The following is an 18,286-nucleotide window of genomic DNA, read 5'->3' on the forward strand; positions in this document are numbered from 1 at the left end:
TTGAGAGAATCTAGCTTCAACAAAATTTATTCAAAAATACAACTTTTACTAAAATTAGATGTAGTTTTATTATATTTATAACATTCTATTTTAACATTTTATACAATTATGAATATATCTGCTCCTTTTACCAAAAAAATTATTGCTTTTTTAGTCTTTTCTTGTTTTGTTAATATATCTGCAAAAGCACAAGAAAATAATGTAAAACAAAAGAGTGCTTTTTGGCAAAAAGTTCGTGTTGGAGGTGGAATTGGATTAGGTTTTGGTGATGGCTTTTTTAGTGGAACTTTAGCGCCAAGTGCTATTTACCAATTTGACGATCAATTTGCTTTAGGTATAACTCTTAATACTACGTATAACAAACGTAAAAATGCTTACAAATCAACTATTTTAGGTGGTGGTATTATTGGTTTGTATAATCCTATTCCAGAAATACAACTCTCTGGAGAGTTCGAGCAGTTACACGTAAATAGGGATTTTGATTCTAGCTATGTTAGTAATTTAGATGAAACATATTGGTCACCCGCATTATTCTTAGGTGCTGGTTACAGGTCTCAAAACTTTACTATTGGCATAAGATACGATGTGTTATATGATGACGACAAAAGTGTATATGGTAGTGCCTGGATTCCTTTTGTTAGAGTTTATTTTTAAGAATACTTATTTTTAAACCATACTTTTTGCCATTCGCGTTTTAAAATTAAAAACGAAACATCTTCGGCTAACTGAACCGTATCGTCTCCGTTTAATTCTTTAACTTGTTTTTCAGGCACATCTATTATGTAAAGAAGATTTAAATACTCTGCAAACTTTTCTTGTATGAGTTTATAAACCGTTTCATGAAGTAACAGCTTTAAACTTGTAGGTAAAATTTCTTCGTCAAAATCTAAATCAATGTTAGCAAACAAAAAATCTTTATTAAGTTGTTTTATTAATTTTTTATAAAGCTGAAGACTATTTGCCTCTTCAATTAAATCGTTAAAAGTTATAGGTGAATTCATTTTTATTCTTCCAGCAAATGCAGAAATCTATTTAAATTTAGTTTTTATACTACTTTTCCTTATTTCAAAGAAATAGCATTATACGGTTCTGTTCATTAATTGTTTACCAAACTGTTTTAATGCTGTTTTATTTTCTTCTGAAATCTGTAAAGTTTCTAAAACAAGAAATGCTTTATTTGTATATGTTTCAATAGCTCGCTTTGTTGCTTCGGCAGAACCACTAGTAATAAAAACTTCTTTTGTAGCTTCAATTTTATCAGAAGCATCTGTAGGGTTTATACTAAATAAATGTTGTAATTGAAGCTGGTCTGCTTCCGAAGAAAACTCCAAAGCTTTTAAATATAAATACGTTTTTTTGTTTTCAATAATATCACCACCAACCTGTTTACCAAAGGTTTCTGGATCTCCAAATACGTCTAAATAATCATCTTGCAATTGAAAAGCAATTCCTAGATTCTTTCCAAATTGATAAATTGTATTTTGATCTTCCTTTGTTGCTCCTGCAATAATTGCTCCCATTTGCATAGCTGCACCAACCAAAACTGCAGTTTTGTATTCTATCATTTTTAAATACTCGGTAATTGTAACATCCTCACGTGTTTCAAAATCAACATCATATTGTTGGCCTTCACAAACTTCTAATGCTGTTTTGCTAAATAATTTAGCTAACGCTTGAAAGGTTTCTGGATTATAATTTTCAAAAAGTTGATATGCTAAAATAAGCATCGCATCACCAGAAAGAATACCTGTGTTTATATTCCATTTTTCATGAACTGTTTCTTGTCCTCTTCGCAAAGGTGCATCGTCCATAATGTCATCATGCACAAGCGAGAAATTATGAAATACCTCTATACTTAAAGCTGCATCTAAAGCTTTTTTATAATCCGTATTAAAAATCTCTGCTGTCATTAAAGTTAAAACAGGACGTAATCTTTTACCTCCTATATTTAATATATAATGTATCGGATCATATAATGTTTCTGGCTCTCTCTTGGAAACAAATTTCTCTAAATAGGAAACAAATGCTTCTTGGTAAAATAGAATGTTTTGCATCCTGCAAAAATAAGGGATTTATAAAATAATAAAGCGATTCTTTAAGTAAAAGTTAAAAAATGATTAAAACTTTGGAAACTTTTTTTGTATTTAAAGTTTCCTGTGCTATCTTTGCGTCAAATTATGAGAGAAAAAATTATACATAAATCGGCCGAATTATTCCTAACCTTAGGTTTTAAGAGTGTCACTATGGACGATATAGCGAATGCTTTAGGCATATCCAAAAAAACTATATATCAACATTTTGAGAATAAAACCAAATTAATAGAAGCTACTACATTAAATGTTTTTGAAAACATTTGTGGAGGAATAGATTGTATTTGTAATGATTCGCAGAACCCAATTGAAGAATTGTACGACATTAAAATGTTTGTGATGAATTATTTAAAAAATGAAAAAACATCACCACAATATCAATTGAAGAAATACTATCCGCAAATTTATCAAAGTTTACAGATGAAACAATTTGAAAAAATGCATGAATCGGTTAAAGATAGTATTCAAAAAGGAGTAGACACCCATTTATTTAGAAAAAATATAGATGTTGATTTTATTTCAAGAATGTACTTTAATGGAATGTCGGGAATTAAAGATGAAAGTATTTTTCCTTCCAATAAATTCACCATGGAATATCTAATGGAAAGCTATCTAGAATACCATTTAAGAGCAATTTGTAGCGAAAAAGGACTACAAACTTTAAACAAATTTACAAACAACAATCAATCTTAAATCAATCATAAATCAATCTAATGAAAAAAAGTATCACACTGCTATTCTTTGTAATTACCTCTGTAGTTTTTTCGCAAGAAAGCACTTCGAGTTTTAGCTTACAAGAAGCAATAAACTATGCTTTAAAAAACAACAGGACTGCAAAAAATGCAGCACGAGATATTAAAGCAGCAGAATTACAAAAATGGGAAACCACTGCAACTGGTTTACCTCAAATAAATGCAACGGTAGATTACCAAAACTGGCTAAAACAACAAGTTACATTACTTCCTGCTGAGCTAACTGGAGGAACACCAGGAACATTTATACCTGTTAATTTTAGCACAAAACAAAGCACAACTGCAACTGCCACTTTAACACAAAAATTATTTGACGGCTCCTATCTAGTAGGATTACAGTCTGCTAAAGTATTTCTAGAAATATCTAAAAATGCAAAAGAGAAAACAGATTTAGAGGTGCGCAAAGCTGTTATTAATGCTTATGGCAATGTTTTACTTGCAGAAGAAAGTCTGGCGGTTTTAAACAGAAATATTAGTGTTTTAGAAAAAAATATTTTCGAAACCACAAAAATTTATGAGAATGGCTTAGAAGAAGAAGAAAGTGTAGAACAATTACAAATTACTCTTTCTGGAATAAAAAGCCAATTAAAAAATACTGAGAGGCTAAAAAAACTAGCATACCAAATGTTTAATATAACACTAGGTCTAGACTTAAGCATCAACTCTAAATTAACAGATAATTTAAGTGGCTTGGCTAATTATAATTCGGCATTAAACCTATTAAATGCTGAAGAAAATGTAGAAAACACTATAGATTACAAAATAGCTGAAAATGATAAAGTAGCAAAAGAACTATTACTTAAACTTGAAAAAAGCAAAGCATTACCAACATTAAATGCTTTTATAAATGGAGGTTATTCTGCTTATAACGAAACATTTCATTTTGCAAATAGCAATCAAAAATGGTTTGGCTCTTCTATGTTTGGTGTGAGTTTAAATATACCAATATTTAGCTCAGGAATGCGTAGTGCATCTACCCAAAGAGCAAAAGTAAATCTCGAAAAAGCGCAAGAGGATTTAACAGAAACCCAACAACAATTAAAACTACAAATAGCAGCTGCTAAAAGCGATTACCAGTTTGCTATGGAAGATTACGAAAACAAAAAACAAAACTTAAATCTTGCAGAGCGTATCGAACAAAAAAATCAAACTAAATTTTTTGAAGGCATCGCATCTAGTTTCGATTTACGTCAAGCACAAACACAGTTATACGCAGCACAGCAAGAATTATTACAAGCAATGCTAGATGTTATTAATACCAAAGCAGAACTTGAAACTGCTTTAAACGAAATACCTAAAAACTAAAACAACCAGAAACCATTTTAAAATGAAAAACATATATCCAATAATACTTGCAGCATTCCTTTTAGCTTCCTGTGGTGGTGAAAAGAAAAAAAATACTATTGAAAAAGTTCTAGAAAGCAATAACCTAGAAACCATTAGAATAAAACGTGGAGAAATCGTTGCACAACAACAAGAAATTGCAGAACAACTAAAGCAATTAGATTCAAAAATCGCAAAATTAGACACCACTAAAAAAGTACCATTAATAACCACTTTTAAAGCTAAACAAACTGTTTTTAATCACTTTTTAGAATTACAAGGAAGTGTAAGTACTAAAAACAACCTATTAATTTTTCCAGAATACTCTGGTATTCTTACTCGTGTATATGTAAAAGAAGGACAAAAAGTTTCTAAAGGTCAAATTTTAGCCAAAATTGATGATGGAGGTATGAGTCAGCAATTAGCACAAGCACAAATTCAAGCAAACCTTGCTAAAACTACTTTTGAACGTCAAGAACGTTTATGGAACCAAAAAATTGGAAGTGAAATTCAATACCTACAAGCAAAATCTAGTTACGAAGCTCAAGAACAAGCAGTAAACCAAATACAACAACAAATTAAAAAAACGGTAGTTAAAGCACCGTTCACAGGAACTATTGATGATGTTATTACAGACCAAGGAAGTGTAGTTGCTGCAGGACAATCGCAATTGATGCGCATAGTAAATTTAGACAATATGTATATTGAGACAGATGTGCCAGAGCGATATATCTCTAATGTAACTGTAAATAAAAATGTAGAAGTAGAATTTCCAATTTTAGGAAAAACTTTAGACGCTAAAATAAGACAAGCTGGCAATTTCATCAATCCTGCAAATAGAACCTTTAAGGTAGAAGTTGCTGTTCCTAATAAAGACAAAACCATTAAACCTAACTTAACAGCAAAACTTAAAATTAACGACTATACAAATAAAGAAGCTCTGTTAATTCCGCAAAGTATTATTTCGGAAAATGCAGAAGGAAAACAATACATTTATGTAGTAAAAGATAAAAATGAAAACGAAGAAGGAGTTGCCGAACGTGTAATTATTGAAACAGGAAAAACACAAGGTGATGTAATTGAAGTTTTAAAAGGTATTAATGATGGTGCTGAAATTATTCAAGAAGGAGCACGTAGTGTGAAAAACGGACAAACCGTTAAAGTAATCAACCAGTAATTTAGACCTCATGATTAAAAAGAAAAAAAACAACCAAGTCGATAAAGAATTCGGATTATCCTCTTGGGCAATTAACAACAAAACTACCATGTATGTAGTTATGGCAGTTATCTTTTATTTAGGTGTTTCTGCTTTTTTTGAAATGCCGCGTGAAAGTTTCCCAGAAATTAAAGAAACTAAAATTTACATAAGCACACCATTTTTTGGTAATACTGCCGAAGACATCGAGAAACTAATAACAGATCCACTAGAAGAAAAACTTAAAACCGTTAGTAATGTTGTAGAAATCACCTCAACATCACAAGAAGATTATTCTATGGTAATTGTCGAGTTTGATGAGCATCTGGAAGTTGAAGAAGCTAAGCAAAAAGTAAAAGATGAAATAGAAGGAGAAACCTCTAGTGAAGATTGGCCAACTTTTAATGGAGCAAAAGTTGAACCTAATGTTTTTGCATTGAGCATGAGTGAAGAAATGCCAATACTTAACATTAACATTTCTGGAGATTACACTGTTGGAAAATTAAAAGAATTTGGTGAATACCTCCAAGATGAAATTGAAAGCCTTCGAGAAATTAAACAAGTAGATATTCGCGGTGTACAAGACAAAGAAGTAGAAGTTGCAGTTGATATTTACAAAATGCAAGCTGCAAAAGTTAGCTTTAACGATATAATTAACACTATTAATGGCGGAAATTCTACCATGTCTGCTGGTAATTTAATAACTAGCGGTCAACGACGTACCATTCGTATTTTAGGTGAAATAGAAAAACCTTCCGAATTAGAAAACTTTGTAGTAAAAGCAGAAAACGGAAACCCTATATATTTAAAAGATGTAGCTGATGTTTCCTTTAAAGAAAAAGACATTACAACATTTGCTAGACAATATGGAGAGCAGGTTGTAATGTTAGATGTCAAAAAACGCGCTGGATCTAACATGGTTGCTGCTGCCGAGCAAATACAAGTTATGGTACAGGATGCAATAGACAATGTTTTTCCTCCAGATTTAGAAGTAACCATTGCTAACGATCAATCTTCTGTAACGATTGCTGCTGTTGACGATTTAGTAAACAACATCCTTTTTGGTGTTATACTAGTAGTTACTGTGTTAATGTTCTTTTTAGGGTTTAAAAATGCCATATTTGTAGGCTTTGCAATACCAATGTCTATGTTTATGTCGCTCATGATATTAAACATGTTAGGCTATACTTTAAATACAATGATACTCTTTGGTTTAATTATGGGCTTAGGGATGTTAGTAGATAATGGAATTGTGGTTGTAGAAAATGTGTATCGCCTTATGGACGAAGAAGGCATGAACAGAATAGATGCTGCAAAAAAAGGGATTGGTGAAATTGCTTTTCCAATAATTATCTCTACAGCAACAACAGTTGCAGCATTTATACCGTTAGGTTTATGGCCAGGGGTAATGGGAGAGTTTATGAAACTTTTACCTATTACTTTAGCTATTGTTTTAAGTTCTTCATTAATAGTAGCTATCTTTTTCAACTCGGTTTTAGTCTCTAACTTTATGAGTACCGAAGATGAAAATATGCCATTAAAACAAATTATTATAGTAACAACTATTATGGCAATTCTTGGGGTATTAATATACCTAGTTGGCGGTACTAATAGAGCATTAGGGTCATTAATGATTTTTACTGCTATCATGCTTTGGGCGTATAGACTCTTTTTACGCAAATGGGCAAATGCTTTTCAAACCAAAGTACTACCACGTTTAGAAAATTGGTACGAACGTCAATTACGTAAAGCGTTATCTAAATCTAGACCTTACTGGCTAATAGGTGGAACCTTTCTATTGTTAATTATTTCTTTTATTGCCTTTGGAGCTTCATTGGCTTCACAACGTACTAAAGTAGAATTCTTTCCTGACAATAAGCCTAATCAAATTATTGTTTATATAGAGTATCCGCAAGGAACAGATATCGAAAAAACGAATACAATTACTAAAGAAATTGAAAAGAAAGTATATGTTGTATTAAACGAATCGCAATACACAGATGGCGACTACAATTTTATGGTAGAAAGTGCTGTTTCGCAAGTTGGAGAAGGAGCAGGTAATCCAACTGTAGACGCAGGTTCTGGAGGCGAATTACCACACAAAGGAAAAATTACTGCTTCTATGCGTGAATATAAATACAGACGTGGTGAAGACAGTGAATTATTACGCCAGAAAGTACAAGCGGCATTGGTTGGCATTTATCCAGGAGTTTTAATTTCGGTAGAAAAAGATGCTAACGGACCACCAGCAGGAGCTCCAATTAACATTGAAATTGAAGGTAATGATTATAGTGAGTTAATTGTTACTGCAGAAAGAATGAGAGATTTTATTAACTCAAAGAATATTCCTGGAGTAGATGAAATTAAGATTGATGTAAACAAAGACAAACCTGGAATGCAGGTTGTTGTAGACCGTAAAAAAGCTGGGGAGTTAGGTATTAATACATCACAAGTTGGTCAACAAATTCGTAATTCTATCTTTGGAGCTAAAGCAGGAATCTATAAAGAAGACGGTGAAGATTATGATATTTATGTTCGTTTTAATAAGGCCAACAGGTACAATCCTAATGCTGTTTTTAATCAAAAAATAACGTTTAGAGATAATACTGGTAATTTAAAAGAGGTTCCTGTTTCTGCAATTGCAGAACACAGTAACAATTCTGGGTTTAGTGCAATTAAACACAAAGATGTAAAACGTGTGGTAACTGTATACTCTCAATTATCTCCGGGGTTTACAGATGCAGGAGCAATTGTTGCTCAAGTACAAAACGAAATGAAAGCTTTTGAAAATATGCCTAAAAACATCAAAATAGATTATACTGGTCAAATTGAAGAGCAAAACAAGCAAATGGCTTTTTTAATGGGAGCTTTACTGACTGGTTTGGGATTAATTTTCTTCATACTAATCTTTCAATTCAACTCAATATCTAAACCTACTATTATCATGATTTCTATTCTATTAAGTTTAATAGGTGTATTTGGTGGTATGGTAATTACAGGGTCTTCTTTTGTAATTATGATGACTATGATGGGGATTATCTCATTAGCAGGAATTGTTGTAAACAACGGTGTAGTACTTCTAGATTATGCCCAACTTTTAATAGATAGAAAGAAAAACGACTTAGGTTTAGAACAAACGGACTACCTAGAAACTAACGATTTATTTGAAGCAATTGTTAAAGCAGGTAAAGCACGTTTAAGACCAGTTTTATTAACAGCCATCACCACTATTCTTGGTTTAATTCCATTAGCAATTGGCTTTAATATTAACTTCTTTACCTTATTTGCAGATTTTGACCCAAAAATATATATGGGCGGAGACAACGTTGTGTTTTGGGGGCCATTAGCATGGACCGTAATTTACGGTTTAATAATTGCAACATTTTTAACTTTAATTGCAGTGCCAATTTTATTCTTCTTAATTATGAAGTTTAAAATGTGGTTAAGAAAGAAAACAACTTCAAAAGATATAATGAATTCAGAAGTTTTAATTGCAAACAAGCATATAGAAGAATAAATTATAGAATAAAAAATCCGAAGCAAATGCTTCGGATTTTTTATTAAAACAACTTTCATGATTAAAATTTAAAATTCAACCCTCCACTAATAGTTGTTCCGTTAGTACCAAATTGATTTACTTCCCAAGGATACTTAAACCTTCCTCCAAGATCAGTAACAACATCTCCTCCTGTTTCAATTTCATCAGGATAAACATCTAATAAATTATTTACAGATAAAGATGCAGAAAGGCGATCACTAAATTCATAACCAAAAATTAAATCGGTAATAATTTTTCCACCAAATGTTTGGTCATTGTTTGCATCTGTTGCATGTTGCCAAGTCACTTCACCAAAATAAGTGTTATTTAATGCGAAACTCCATTTGTTTAACTCATAATCTAGGCCTAATAAAATTTTAGTTTTTGGTCTAGAAGATGTTATTCTAGATTGTTCCTTTCTATTAAAAATATCATAACCGTTATCTTCAAGCAAAGTAGGTGTATCAATCTTTCCATCAATATCTGTATTGTTAAAGTTTGCAGCCAAGGTTGCCGACAACTTACCATTTCCTAACTCTATGTTTCTGTAATTTGCAACTAAATCTAAACCTGTAGTATTAGTAGTAACAGCGTTAACAAAGAATTTTAAACTTGTAATAGAATTATCTACTAGAATCTGTTCTACGGGATTCGTACTTGTATCATCGGCATCAAAACCAATTTCATTGGTAAACAAAACGCGGTTATCTACTTTTACATTATAGAAATCTAAGGATAATGATAAGTTGTTAACTGGTTTAAAGGTGATTCCTGCAGAAATATTTTTTGAAGTTTCTGCTGTTAATTGAGGCACTCCTAAACCGTCTCTAATTATTGGGTCTACATTATTAAATGTACCTTGGTTTGAAATTGTCCCTCCAGATACAAGTGTCTGCACATTACTTAAATATATTTGATGTAATGAAGGCGCTCTAAAACCTGTACTATACGACGCTCTAATTGCCCCTTTATCCCCTAAAGAATAACGCCCATTAACTTTCCATGACGTATTGTCTCCAAAGTCGCTAAAATCCTCATAACGAACTGCACCACCTATTAAAATTTTTTCAGTCGGCTCCCAATCTAAAGCTCCATAAACACCATAATTATCCCTTTTTGCTTCTACAGCATTACTAGGTTGCAATCCAGGAAAAGACTGTGCTCCTCCAGATCCAGAAGGATTGAAATAAGATGCTGGATCTCCAGCTTCAGCAGTAAAGCGTTCTCCTTTTATTTCAGCACCAAAAGAAACCACAAAAGATCCAAGCTCTCTACTTAAATCTAGATTAGCAAGCGTGTTACTAAAAGTATAAGCTCCTACATCAAAACTTGTTTGGCTATTTGCTCCTAAATCTATATTTAATGTATTATTCACCTCATAGTCTACTGCATTTCTTCCATACGTACCACTTAAATCTACTTTAAAACCTAATACGTCCCATTTAACACCTGCAGTCATATTATTATCCCTAACATCTGTTTCAAATGTTGGTTGAAAACCTTGATATTCTGTTCCTGCTTCATGTAATAGATTGTGTGGATCTGTAACCCAGTATGGTGTGCGATATAAAGCAAAACTCTTTCCTGTTCTATAGGTTAATCCGCCAAAGGTGTAAAACTCTGCTCCTTTATCTCCAATTGGCACCCCTGCATTTACAAAAATATCCATTATTTTCATTTCTGGTTGACCAATAGTCATACCTAAATCCGGATTATCTGCTAACCAAGCTCCAAAAGTTGGGTCATCTGCTGCTACACCAAACAAATCATCTTTACCAGGTTCCCCTGCTCTATTAGTCTCTTCTTGTTGGTAATAGCCAACTGTGAAATTTAAATAACTACCTTCCTTACCTAGATTCAAAGATGTATTTAAATCTACACCAAAATTAAATCCATCTCCTTCTGTAGTAACTCCTGCTTTAGCACTTACTGAAGTGAATTCAACATCCTTTTTCAAGACCATGTTTATTACTCCTGCAATAGCATCAGAACCATATTGAGCAGATGCTCCATCTCTTAAAACCTCAATCCGTTCAATAGCAGCTGCTGGTATACTTTTTAAATCTACTCCAACTTCACCTTTACCTGGTGTATCATTAATATACACTAATGCACTTTGATTTTTACGTTTCCCGTTTACTAAAACCAATGTCCTACTTGGGCCTAATCCTCTCAAATCTGCAGGATCAAAATGAGCTGTTCCATCTGAAATAGCTTGAGTAGTAGAATTAAAAGATGGTACTTTATACGTTAACATTTTATCTACAGTAGGTTGACCAGTATTCTTCAACTCTGCAACACCAATATTATCAATTGGAACAGGTGAATCTAAAATAGATCTAGGTTTCGCTCTATTACCTACTAGTATTACTTCATCTAATGCAACACCAGATTGTAAAGTAATATTTAAAACACTACCACTAACAGTAGCCTCTTTTGACTCATAGCCAACATAAGAATATAATAAAACATCTCCATTACTGGCTTCTATGGAATAATTACCATCAAAATCTGTGGTTGTTCCATTTGTGGTTCCTTTTACAACAACAGAAACTCCTGGTATTGGACCTGAATCATCAGAAACATTTCCCGAAACCTGTTGTGCATTAATAAAACTTGATGTTCCTAACAATAGAAACAACAACATAAAGTAGCTTTTTACCATAATTTATAATTTTATTTATTTAAACAAAAAAACAACAAAATTATCAAATATGTAAATTTTTAAATGTTTTTATGAAAATATAATAATAAAAAGCCCGCAAAAATAAACATACCACCTTTTTGAATTAGTTTACATAATACCAATTATAGTCAAAATATAAATGTTAAATTTGCACTTCAAATAAAATTTTATGTACAGAAGTCATAATTGTGGTGAGTTAAATGCATCACATATAAACACAGAGGTAACACTAGCAGGCTGGGTTCAAAAGTCTAGAGATAAAGGATTTATTGTCTGGGTAGATTTGCGGGATAGATATGGAATAACACAATTGGTGTTTGATGAAGAAAGAACTTCAAAAACAATGATGGAACAAGCGCAAAAATTAGGCCGTGAATTTGTTATACAAGTTAAAGGAACCGTTATTGAGCGTGCATCTAAAAACCCTAAAATGCCTACAGGAAATATTGAAATTCTTGTTTCTGAATTAAACATTTTAAACGAAGCATTAGTTCCTCCTTTCACTATTGAAGACACAACAGATGGTGGTGAAGAATTGCGTATGAAATATCGCTATTTAGATATAAGACGTAATCCTGTAAAAAACAATCTGATTTTTAGAGCAAAAGTTACACAAGCAGTTAGAAATTATTTGTCTAATGAAGGATTTATAGAAGTAGAAACCCCTTACTTAATAAAATCTACTCCAGAAGGCGCTCGTGATTTTGTGGTTCCAAGCAGAATGAACGAAGGGCAATTTTACGCATTACCGCAATCGCCACAAACTTTTAAGCAATTGCTAATGGTTGGTGGAATGGATAAGTATTTTCAAATTGTAAAGTGCTTTAGAGACGAAGATTTACGCGCAGACAGACAGCCAGAATTTACTCAGATAGACTGTGAAATGGCTTTTATTGAACAAGAAGATATTTTAAATGCTTTTGAAGGGTTAACACGTCATTTATTAAAAGAAGTAAATGGAGTAGAGATTGAAAAATTCCCAAGAATGCTTTATGATGATGCCATGCGTTTGTACGGAAACGATAAACCTGACATTAGATTTGGAATGGAATTTGGAGAACTTAATGCCGCAACACAACACAAAGATTTTGGCGTTTTTAATAATGCAGAATTAGTTGTAGGTATTGCTGTTCCTGGCGGAAATGTATACACAAGAAAAGAAATAGATAAATTAATCGACTGGGTAAAACGCCCACAAGTTGGTGCTTTAGGAATGGTTTATTGCCGTGTTAATGACGATGGAACTTTCAAATCTTCTGTAGATAAATTTTACAACCAAGAAGATTTAGCAAAATGGGCTGAAGTTACAGGTGCAAAACCTGGAGATTTAATTTGTATCTTATCTGGAGAAACAAATAAAGTAAGAGCACAACTAAGTGCATTACGCATGGAGCTTGCAGAACGCTTAGGTTTACGTGACCCTAAAGTATTTGCTCCACTTTGGGTAATGGATTTTCCTTTATTAGAATTAGATGAAGAAACTGGGCATTATCATGCTATGCACCATCCTTTTACTTCACCTAAACCAGGACAAATAGAATTATTAGACACCAATCCCGGAGAGGTAAAAGCAAATGCTTACGATTTGGTTTTAAACGGAAATGAAATTGGTGGAGGATCTATTAGAATTCACGATAAAAAGACGCAAGCTATCATGTTAAAACATTTAGGTTTTAGCGAAGAAGAAGCAAAAGCGCAGTTTGGATTCTTAATGGATGCCTTTGAGTATGGTGCACCTCCACATGGCGGACTTGCTTTTGGACTTGATAGATTAGTTTCTATTTTAGGCGGGCAAGAAACTATTAGAGATTTTATTGCTTTTCCAAAAAACAATTCTGGACGTGATGTCATGATAGATGCTCCTGCTCCCATTGATGATGAACAACTAACAGAACTAAGTTTAAAATTAAACTTAAAATCATAAATAAAAAATCCTGCAAATTGCAGGATTTTTTAGTAGCTTTAATTCATGCCAAAACAACATGTAATAAAACGGTTTTTAAAATGGAGATACAAACATATCTCTCAAAAAAACTTTGTTTTTATATTAAGTTTGTTCGTTGGTTTACTGGCTGGGTTAGTTTCGGTAACCATAAAAAATATTACTTATACCATTGAAGCTGTTTTAGAAAAAGGAATCATTTTTTCACAAAACCAACTCTATTTTATTCTTCCTGTAATTGGTTTATTATTGGTTTACTTATTTACTAAATATATTACTAAAAAACCTTTAGAACACGCAATTCCATCCATATTATTCTCCCTTTCAAAAAAAGGAGGAATATTGGCCAGAACTAAAATATACTATCCTTTAATAGCAGCCCCACTAACTGTAGGTTTTGGTGGATCTGTTGGTTTACTTGGCCCAGCAGTAGCCTCTGGTGCTGCCTTAAGCTCAAACTTAGGAAAACTACTTCATATAGATAGTAAAACAAAAACATTATTAATTGGTTGTGCTGCAGCTGGGGCAATATCATCTATTTTTAAATCTCCTGTTGCTGCTATAATTTTTGCAGTAGAAGTTTTTAGCTTAGACCTAACCTTTGCTTCTTTATTACCATTATTACTAGCCTCGGTTTCTTCTGTTATTACCTCTTATTTCTTTCTAGGTGACGATCTTCTTTTTAACTTTAATTTTTCGGATAAATTTGAAATAAAAGATACGTTTTTTTATGTATTACTAGGTGTTTCTACAGCTATAGCTTCTATATATTTCACCAAAATGTATTTCGCAATTTTGAAGTTTTTTGATAACTTTAAAAACCAATTTCAAAGACTAATCATTGGTGGACTTGCAATAGGCGTTATGCTTTATTTTATTCCGCCACTTTATGGAGAAGGCTTTGGCTTTATAAACAATCTACTTGCAGGAAACCACCTTCAAGCACTTGGCACAACTCCTTTTGATGCGTACAATAAAAATATTTGGGTAATCATTGCATTACTAATAGGTATCACTATTTTTAAAGCTGTAGCTATGACAACTACTTTTGCTGCTGGTGGTGTTGGAGGAATATTCATTCCAACCATGGTAATGGGAAGTGCTTTAGGTAACGTGGTTGCAAAAATGATCAATAATATAGGTTTAGGTTTTCAGGTATCCGAAACCAATTTCACACTCATAGGTATGGCAGGATTAATTGCTGGAGTAATTCATGCTCCATTAACTGCCATCTTCTTAATCGCTGAAATTACAGGAGGCTACGAGCTTTTTGTACCGCTAATGATTACCGTTGCCATTTCGTTTATTATTACTAAAAACACCATTGAACATAATATTTACACTAGGGAATTAGCTGCAAAAGGAGCACTATTAACACATGACAAAGACCAAAGTGTACTTACTTTAATGAAGCTAGATTCGGTAATAGAAAAAAACTTTAAACCCCTAAAACCTTCTATGACTTTAGGCGAAATGCTACATGAAGGCGTTTCTAAATCAACTCGAAATTTATTCCCTGTAATTAATAAAGAAAAAGAATTCTTAGGTGTTATTTTGTTAGATGATATTCGCGAATTTATGTTCAACCAGAAACTTTACGATACTACTATTGTAGAGGATTATATGCATAATGCTCCAGAAATAATAAATTATGATAAAGACAATATGCAAGAAGTTATGGATAAATTTCAAAACTCCAGCGCATGGAATTTACCAGTAATAAAAAACGGAAAATATTATGGTTTTGTTTCAAAATCTAAGCTACTTACAGCCTACAGACGGCAATTAATTAACTATACCAAATAGTCTCATCTAATAGGATTGAGATCGTATATAACCTTTAAAAACAAATAATCAATTCATGAAATACTTCTTATATATTTTATTTTTCACTTGTATATCCAGTATCATTGCTGGCTACATTTTAGAAATAAACTATTCCGAAAAACTTATTGGATTCGGCGTTTTAGGGCTTTTTCTAATTTTCTTTCCTCTTTTCACCTATTATAGCTGGAAAAACAAAGACATTAAAGACTACATGCTCACCAAAGAAAATTTAGAAAAAATGCGTAAACGAGAAGGAGACAATAGAAAGTTATAATCAGGGCATTCCCCTTTTCCGTAAAACTACAAAGCGTCGCGCTATACACTATATCTTTTTGTAAAAACAAAAAGGATGCCGTTGCTATCGCTAATGCGCTTAACATCCAAATTTCATTATAAAAAAGTACAATGCAGTTTAATTTAAATTGCGTTTTTCAATAAAAAAACGTTTCATAATTGCCGAAGCTTCTTCTGCTAAAACACCACCCTCAATTTTTGTTTTAGGGTGTAATTTTGTTCCCATTACACCACAACCTCTATGCGCGTCTGATGCACCAAAAACAATTTTAGAAATCTGACTCCAATACAATGCCCCAGCACACATTTGGCAAGGCTCTAAGGTTACATACAAGGTGCAATTTTTAAGATATTTTCCACCTAAAAAATTAGCAGCAGCAGTAATAGCTTGCATTTCTGCATGTGCAGTAACATCGTTTAACAACTCGGTTAAATTATGTGCTCTAGCAATTATTCTATCTTCTACAACAATAACAGCTCCAACAGGGACTTCCCCTTTTTCTAAAGCTGCCTCTGCTTCTTGAAGCGCTTTTTTCATAAAATAAGTAGCATCGTACGGATTAATCATCGTTATATTATTAAAAATAAATAATTATGGTAAAAATACAATTTCAAATGATATTAGTATTGTATCGTTTTCAAATATTACATTTGCAATAGATGAATACCATTTTAGACCATATTAATTACCCAAAAGATGTACGACTTTTAAAGCAAGAGCAACTCCCAGAACTTGCAAAAGAATTGCGCGCTTCGGTTATTCATGCGGTTGCAACCAAAGAAGGCCATTTAGGAGCAAGTTTAGGCGTTGTAGAACTTACTATTGCTTTACATTATGTTTTTAATACTCCTGAAGATTTATTGGTTTGGGATGTTGGCCATCAAGCTTATGTACATAAATTACTTACTGGCAGAAAAAATGTTTTTCATACTAACAGGAGACTGGGTGGCATTTCTGGTTTCCCAAAACGAGAGGAAAGCGAATATGACACTTTTGGTGTTGGACATTCCTCCACTTCTATTTCTGCAGCTTTAGGAATGGCTTTAGTGTCGCAATTAAAAGAAGAATTTAACAAACAACATATTGCGGTAATTGGTGACGCTTCAATTGCTAGCGGTATGGCTTTTGAAGGTTTAAATCATGCTGGAGTTACCAATGCAAACCTTCTTGTTATTTTAAATGACAATGCTATTGGTATTGACCCAAGTGTTGGTGCCTTAAAACAATATTTAACCAACGTTAAAAAAGGGACCCAAAAACAAGATAATATTTTTGAAGCATTAAACTTTAACTATTCTGGCCCAATTGATGGTCATGATTTACCTGCTTTAGTTTTAGAGTTAGAGCGGCTAAAAAAAATTAAAGGCCCAAAATTTTTACATGTAATAACTACAAAAGGAAAAGGGTTAAAACAAGCGGAAGAAAACCAAGTAACGTATCATGCGCCAGGAAAATTTAATGCAGAAACGGGTGATTTATATAAAAAATCGAATCAAATACAACCTCCAAAATTTCAAGATGTTTTTGGACATACCATCGTAGAACTCGCCAGATTAAACAACAAAATAATAGGCATAACTCCAGCAATGCCAACTGGAAGTTCTTTAAAGTATATGATGCAAGAGTTTCCTGATCGTGCATTAGATGTTGGTATTGCAGAGCAACATGCAGTAACCCTAGCAGCAGGAATGGCAACACAAGGATATATTCCTTTTTGTAATATATATTCTACTTTTTTACAGCGCGCTTACGACCAAATAATACATGATGTAGCTTTACAAAAACTACCCGTAATTTTCTGTTTAGACCGTGCAGGTTTAGTTGGCGAAGATGGAGCAACACATCATGGTGTTTTCGATTTAGCATATTTAAGGTGTATACCAAACCTCATTCTTTTTGCTCCAAGAAACGAAATCGAATTACGTAATATTATGTACACAGCACAGCTTGGTTTAGATTCTCCAATTGCAATTCGATTCCCTAGAGGAAGAGGTAAAATAACCAAATGGAAACAAACTTTCTCTAAAATTGAAATAGGTAAAGGCATTTGCTTAAAAAAAGGAAAAGACATAGCTATTTTAAGTATTGGCACAATGGCGAACACTGTTGATGAAGCAATTAATTTAATACATTCTGAAATCGAAATCGCTCATTACGATATGCGCTTTATTAAACCTATTGATGAAACGTTATTACATAATATATGTACTACATATAAAAACATAATTACAATAGAAGACGGAACAGTAAAAGGTGGTTTTGGAAATGAAATTCTAGAGTTTATAGCAAAAAATAACTATAAAATTAATATAACTATTTTAGGAATTCCAGATCATTTTATTGAGCAAGGAAAAATTTTAGAACTTCAAAACTTATTAGCACTAGATGCAAAAAGTCTAGCTAAAAAAATAGAGGAAATAAATTACTCTGTAACGTAATATTGATCGTTTTCAACTTCAGAAGCATTGTTATTAGATACTTCATTAATTACCAATAAACATGCAAATGTTACAAAAAATATAACAAGTGCTCCAAGTAGGTTCTTTTTCATAATTTGAGTTTTAAAATATATTGCAAGCAAGTAATTTCTTTAAACTAAAATGTTATAGAAATCAAACTTAATAAAAATATCGATAAA

At 32.5% G+C, this 18,286-nt stretch carries 14 protein-coding genes; 9 read left to right on the forward strand and 5 right to left on the reverse strand.

Annotated elements, in window-relative coordinates; all coding sequences use genetic code 11:
- Nucleotides 1–108: 108 nt before the first annotated feature.
- On the forward strand, nt 109–654 hold the full coding sequence (locus Q4512_RS06040) for an alpha-ketoglutarate decarboxylase (RefSeq protein ID WP_303422887.1): 546 nt from the start codon (nt 109–111) through the stop codon (nt 652–654).
- On the opposite strand, the gene Q4512_RS06045 is transcribed toward Q4512_RS06040, so the two are convergent.
- On the reverse strand, nt 651–1,001 hold the full coding sequence (locus Q4512_RS06045) for a hypothetical protein (RefSeq protein WP_303422890.1): 351 nt from the start codon (nt 999–1,001) through the stop codon (nt 651–653). The genes Q4512_RS06040 and Q4512_RS06045 overlap by 4 nt on opposite strands.
- Nucleotides 1,002–1,079: 78 nt before the next feature.
- Nucleotides 1,080–2,054: a polyprenyl synthetase family protein gene (locus tag Q4512_RS06050; RefSeq protein WP_303422893.1), complete on the reverse strand. Its 975-nt coding sequence runs from the start codon at nt 2,052–2,054 to the stop codon at nt 1,080–1,082.
- 123 nt (nt 2,055–2,177) lie between these two features.
- Here Q4512_RS06050 and Q4512_RS06055 point away from each other — a divergent pair, with 123 nt between their 5' ends.
- Genes Q4512_RS06055 through Q4512_RS06070 form a run of 4 tightly spaced genes read left to right on the forward strand, consistent with a single transcriptional unit; the run spans nt 2,178 to nt 8,877 of the window.
- A complete protein-coding gene (locus Q4512_RS06055; RefSeq protein WP_303422895.1) occupies nt 2,178–2,783 on the forward strand; it encodes a TetR/AcrR family transcriptional regulator in 606 nt (201 codons plus the stop codon).
- A 20-nt stretch (nt 2,784–2,803) separates the two neighbouring features.
- Nucleotides 2,804–4,147: a TolC family protein gene (locus Q4512_RS06060; RefSeq protein ID WP_303422898.1), complete on the forward strand. Its 1,344-nt coding sequence runs from the start codon at nt 2,804–2,806 to the stop codon at nt 4,145–4,147.
- A 22-nt stretch (nt 4,148–4,169) separates the two neighbouring features.
- On the forward strand, nt 4,170–5,342 hold the full coding sequence (locus tag Q4512_RS06065) for an efflux RND transporter periplasmic adaptor subunit (RefSeq protein ID WP_303422904.1): 1,173 nt from the start codon (nt 4,170–4,172) through the stop codon (nt 5,340–5,342).
- 10 nt (nt 5,343–5,352) lie between these two features.
- Entirely contained in the window at nt 5,353–8,877 is a 3,525-nt protein-coding gene (locus tag Q4512_RS06070) for an efflux RND transporter permease subunit (RefSeq protein WP_303422907.1), read from the forward strand.
- 61 nt (nt 8,878–8,938) lie between these two features.
- Here Q4512_RS06070 and Q4512_RS06075 read toward each other — a convergent pair whose 3' ends face one another.
- A complete protein-coding gene (locus Q4512_RS06075; RefSeq protein ID WP_303422910.1) occupies nt 8,939–11,563 on the reverse strand; it encodes a TonB-dependent receptor in 2,625 nt (874 codons plus the stop codon).
- A 190-nt stretch (nt 11,564–11,753) separates the two neighbouring features.
- On the opposite strand from Q4512_RS06075, the gene aspS reads away from it, so the two are divergent.
- From aspS to Q4512_RS06090, 3 genes are read left to right on the forward strand one after another with little or no spacing between them, the layout of a single operon-like run.
- Entirely contained in the window at nt 11,754–13,508 is a 1,755-nt protein-coding gene (aspS, locus tag Q4512_RS06080) for an aspartate--tRNA ligase (protein ID WP_303422912.1), read from the forward strand.
- A 45-nt stretch (nt 13,509–13,553) separates the two neighbouring features.
- Complete coding sequence (locus tag Q4512_RS06085; protein WP_303422913.1) at nt 13,554–15,332, forward strand: chloride channel protein; 1,779 nt, start codon at nt 13,554–13,556, stop codon at nt 15,330–15,332.
- Between the two features lie 55 nt (nt 15,333–15,387).
- Nucleotides 15,388–15,627 (forward strand): hypothetical protein, encoded by a 240-nt coding sequence (locus Q4512_RS06090; protein WP_303422915.1) that lies wholly within the window; start codon nt 15,388–15,390, stop codon nt 15,625–15,627.
- 138 nt (nt 15,628–15,765) lie between these two features.
- On the opposite strand, the gene Q4512_RS06095 is transcribed toward Q4512_RS06090, so the two are convergent.
- A complete protein-coding gene (locus Q4512_RS06095; protein ID WP_303422917.1) occupies nt 15,766–16,215 on the reverse strand; it encodes a nucleoside deaminase in 450 nt (149 codons plus the stop codon).
- A gap of 92 nt (nt 16,216–16,307) precedes the next feature.
- On the opposite strand from Q4512_RS06095, the gene dxs reads away from it, so the two are divergent.
- Nucleotides 16,308–18,086 (forward strand): 1-deoxy-D-xylulose-5-phosphate synthase, encoded by a 1,779-nt coding sequence (gene dxs / locus Q4512_RS06100; protein WP_303422920.1) that lies wholly within the window; start codon nt 16,308–16,310, stop codon nt 18,084–18,086.
- On the opposite strand, the gene Q4512_RS06105 is transcribed toward dxs, so the two are convergent.
- Nucleotides 18,071–18,199 (reverse strand): hypothetical protein, encoded by a 129-nt coding sequence (locus Q4512_RS06105; RefSeq protein ID WP_303422923.1) that lies wholly within the window; start codon nt 18,197–18,199, stop codon nt 18,071–18,073. The two genes, dxs and Q4512_RS06105, sit on opposite strands and share 16 nt — an antisense overlap.
- Nucleotides 18,200–18,286: the final 87 nt, after the last annotated feature.

The organism is Oceanihabitans sp. 2_MG-2023, from assembly GCF_030547245.1.
In the GTDB taxonomy this organism is placed as follows: Bacteria; Bacteroidota; Bacteroidia; order Flavobacteriales; family Flavobacteriaceae; genus Oceanihabitans.

Bases quoted from the DNA above. Each gene is read 5' to 3' on its own strand.
- Q4512_RS06040 (WP_303422887.1), top strand. From the start codon at position 109: ATGAATATATCTGCTCCTTTTACCAAAAAAATTATTGCTTTTTTAGTC.
- Q4512_RS06045 (WP_303422890.1), bottom strand. From the start codon at position 1,001: ATGAATTCACCTATAACTTTTAACGATTTAATTGAAGAGGCAAATAGT.
- Q4512_RS06050 (WP_303422893.1), bottom strand. From the start codon at position 2,054: ATGCAAAACATTCTATTTTACCAAGAAGCATTTGTTTCCTATTTAGAG.
- Q4512_RS06055 (WP_303422895.1), top strand. From the start codon at position 2,178: ATGAGAGAAAAAATTATACATAAATCGGCCGAATTATTCCTAACCTTA.
- Q4512_RS06060 (WP_303422898.1), top strand. From the start codon at position 2,804: ATGAAAAAAAGTATCACACTGCTATTCTTTGTAATTACCTCTGTAGTT.
- Q4512_RS06065 (WP_303422904.1), top strand. From the start codon at position 4,170: ATGAAAAACATATATCCAATAATACTTGCAGCATTCCTTTTAGCTTCC.
- Q4512_RS06070 (WP_303422907.1), top strand. From the start codon at position 5,353: ATGATTAAAAAGAAAAAAAACAACCAAGTCGATAAAGAATTCGGATTA.
- Q4512_RS06075 (WP_303422910.1), bottom strand. From the start codon at position 11,563: ATGGTAAAAAGCTACTTTATGTTGTTGTTTCTATTGTTAGGAACATCA.
- aspS (WP_303422912.1), top strand. From the start codon at position 11,754: ATGTACAGAAGTCATAATTGTGGTGAGTTAAATGCATCACATATAAAC.
- Q4512_RS06085 (WP_303422913.1), top strand. From the start codon at position 13,554: ATGCCAAAACAACATGTAATAAAACGGTTTTTAAAATGGAGATACAAA.
- Q4512_RS06090 (WP_303422915.1), top strand. From the start codon at position 15,388: ATGAAATACTTCTTATATATTTTATTTTTCACTTGTATATCCAGTATC.
- Q4512_RS06095 (WP_303422917.1), bottom strand. From the start codon at position 16,215: ATGATTAATCCGTACGATGCTACTTATTTTATGAAAAAAGCGCTTCAA.
- dxs (WP_303422920.1), top strand. From the start codon at position 16,308: ATGAATACCATTTTAGACCATATTAATTACCCAAAAGATGTACGACTT.
- Q4512_RS06105 (WP_303422923.1), bottom strand. From the start codon at position 18,199: ATGAAAAAGAACCTACTTGGAGCACTTGTTATATTTTTTGTAACATTT.